Origin of the sequence: Fulvivirga aurantia (assembly GCF_009711475.1) — a bacterium.
Classification (GTDB): domain Bacteria; phylum Bacteroidota; class Bacteroidia; order Cytophagales; family Cyclobacteriaceae; genus Fulvivirga; species Fulvivirga aurantia.
Genome location: NZ_SMMD01000479.1, coordinates 1 through 3,092, shown reverse-complemented (window position 1 = coordinate 3,092; position 3,092 = coordinate 1). Strand labels below are relative to the sequence as shown.

The 3,092-nt window shown below is 40.7% G+C and carries 4 protein-coding genes; 2 read left to right on the top strand and 2 right to left on the bottom strand.

The genetic code is table 11. From position 1 onward, the window contains the following. Positions 1–56 precede the first annotated feature (56 nt). A complete protein-coding gene (locus E1176_RS03305; protein ID WP_155209154.1) occupies positions 57–359 on the top strand; it encodes a DUF4286 family protein in 303 nt (100 codons plus the stop codon). A gap of 115 nt (positions 360–474) precedes the next feature. Next, a complete protein-coding gene (locus E1176_RS03300) occupies positions 475–852 on the top strand; it encodes a DUF1987 domain-containing protein (protein ID WP_155209153.1) in 378 nt (125 codons plus the stop codon). Here E1176_RS03300 and E1176_RS03295 read toward each other — a convergent pair. Continuing rightward, positions 844–1,293, bottom strand: a complete 450-nt coding sequence (locus E1176_RS03295; RefSeq protein WP_155209152.1) for a GNAT family N-acetyltransferase — start codon at positions 1,291–1,293, stop codon at positions 844–846. The genes E1176_RS03300 and E1176_RS03295 overlap by 9 nt on opposite strands. Positions 1,294–1,295: 2 nt before the next feature. Beyond that, positions 1,296–3,092 (bottom strand): prolyl oligopeptidase family serine peptidase (locus E1176_RS03290; RefSeq protein ID WP_155209151.1); only part of this gene is annotated, 1,797 nt, incomplete at its 5' end.

Sequence of the window (3,092 nt, the reverse complement as noted above, 5' to 3'; positions counted from 1 at the left end):
GACTTCTCCCCTTAGGTTGCACTGAACTTTTGGCATTTATTAAGTAAAATTGCATTATGGTTTTATACAATGTAACGGTAGGTATAGATAAGGACATCGAGGCTGAGTGGGTAGAGTGGATCAAAGAAAAGCACATCCCGGATGTAATGGCCACTAAGATGTTTGTGGAATACAAAATGTTTAAAGTACTTAATCAGGATGAAGAGGAAAGCATCTCTTACTCTATACAGTACTTTGCAAAAACCATAGAAGATGTAGTAAATTACCTCGACAACCATGCTCCTCCTCTGGTGCGAGAGCACAGAGACCGCTTTTTAAATAAGCATGTTGCGTTTCGCACTTTATTACAACAAGTCTAAATACCATTTAAAGACAAAAGCGGCTTACTAACTGCCTTATCGGCCTCTTAACTGCTTTTATTAGACCTCAGGCAGAAAAATTAGCACTTTCATAAGTTCAAACGACTCAAAACTTATGAAAACGTTATTGCTTGAACCAACAGAAGACTCTCCATTAGTAAAACTTGACCCAGCTAAAGGTCATATGCTGATTACAGGTAGATCTTATATGGTTGATGCCTCTACATACCTAAAGGCTATGACCGATTGGTTTAGAAACTATATGGTCAATCCTCAGCCGCGAAACATAATTGAGCTGGAGTTTGAATATTTAAACTCTTCATCTCATAGTATGCTTATCTATCTTTTGGAGGAGATTAACAAGTACCACATCATGGGACATAATTTTGAAGTCATCTGGCGATACCATGAAGATGACGAGTATTTGCAAGACATCGGCCAGGAGCTTCAGGAGTCATTTGATTTACCTATTGTAGAGCAGGTTTTAGTTTAAATCTATACTACAATTGATCCACTCACCATCGAGGTGAGCTTTATAATATTTTTTGTAGAAATTGATAGCAGGCTCGTTCCAATCGAGTACCTGCCACATCATACCTGTGCAATTTTCCTCACGCCCTTTTTCGATCACTTTATCGAAAAGGAGCTTACCGGTGCCTTTACCTCTGTGTTTTTCGGAAACCACTAAATCTTCCAGATACATTCGTTTTCCTTTCCAGGTAGAATATCTGTAATAATAAATCGCAATCCCTACGATACTATCATCGTCTTCTGCTACAAATAGGCCGTAAATTGAGTTGTCACCAAACCCATCCTTTTCCATTTGAGCTACCGTATTCTCTACCTGATCGGCCGCTTTTTCGTATTCGGCTAACTCCACAATCAGCTCTAATACCCTCGGCAAGTCTTCTTTTTTTCCGGGTCTTATATTCATGGCTATTGATCTTTTTTGGCCAAAGGAGGTATTATATCCATGTTATACCAGGCAAAAGCGTACTTATCTGCCTCTTGCTCTATGGTTTTTGAGATTGGCGTACCGGCACCATGGCCGGCATCTGTCTCAACTCTGATTAAAACAGGGTTATCACCTTCGTGCTTTTCCTGAAGCGTTGCAGCAAATTTGAATGAATGTGCCGGTACCACCCTATCATCATGATCAGCAGTAGTTACCATCGTAGCCGGGTACGCTACTCCTTTTTCAAGATTATGAACAGGAGAGTAGCCCAGTAAGTAATCGAACATCTCTTTTGATTCTTCAGAAGTGCCGTAATCAGAAGCCCATCCGGCACCTGCGGTAAATTTATGATAGCGGAGCATGTCTAAAACGCCCACAGCCGGAAATGCTACCTTAGCCAAATCAGGACGTTGAGTCATGGTAGCACCTACTAGCAAACCTCCATTTGATCCACCCGCAATAGCCAGGTAATCACTTGAGGTATATTTATTTTCGATTAAGTATTCGCCAGCAGCTATAAAGTCATCAAACACATTTTGCTTTTGCATTTTGGTACCTGCTTTGTGCCATTTTTCGCCATACTCTCCTCCACCTCTGATGTTTGGTTGGGCATATACGCCACCATTCTCAAGCCAAACAATACGCGAAGTACTGAAGCTAGGCCTCAACGACACATTAAAGCCGCCATAACTGTATAGGTACGTAGGGTTTTTACCATTAAGCTCAAGGCCTTTTTTATGAACTATGAACATAGGCACCTCAGTACCGTCTTTACTCTTATAAAAAACCTGTTTGGTTTCGTAGTCTTCAGGATTGAAATCTACCTCAGGTTGCTCGTACAAAGTAGATTTACCTGTTGCAATATCATATTCGAAAATTGAAGATGGATAAGTGAATGAGGTAAAAGAATAGTAAATGGTTTTGTCCTGCTCTCTTCCAGAAAACCCAGTTGCCGTACCTATTCCGGGTAATTCAATCTCCCGTTCCAGCTTACCTTCGAGGCTATACTGTTTAATCTCAGTCTTGGCGTCTACGAGATAATTGGCAAAGATTTTACCTCCCCCTGTAGCGACACTTAACACATTTTCACTTTCGGGAATAAATGTTTTCCAGTTTTCAGGCGCAGGGTTTGAGGCATCTACTTCAACCACACGGTTGTTTGGCGCATCTAGGTTAGTATTTATCAGCAACTTGGAACCTACACTAGCCAATACATAATGATCGTTATCAAAGCCCGCTACCACTTGTACTATCTCACTGTTTGGTTTAGATAGGTCCTTGATATATAATTCGTTTCCGCTTGTACTTTCTGCAGCTGAGATCACTAAAAATCGATTGTCTTCTGTGAGGTAAGAGCCGACATACCTTCTTGGTTGGTCTTCACCACCAAATATCAGTTGATCTTCACTCTGCAAAGTACCTAGTTTGTGATAGTATAATTTATGAAATTGTGTCTTACCAGACAGAGCAGAGCCTTGCTTGGGTTTATCGTAGCTACTATAATAGAAACCATCATTTTCCTTCCAAGACAGGCCACTAAATTTAATATCATATAGTGTATCACCAACAATTTCTTTGTTCTCGGCTTTCATTACAATGGCCTTTCGCCAGTCAGAACCACCTTCTGAAATGAGGTATGCAAACAATGACCCATCATCAGAAAAGCTAGTGCCTGCCAATGAGATGGTACCATCTTCTGTAAATTTATTGGGATCTATAAAAACCTCTGGCTCACCGTCAAGGGTTTTCTTACGATAAAGTACACTTTGGTTTTGCAG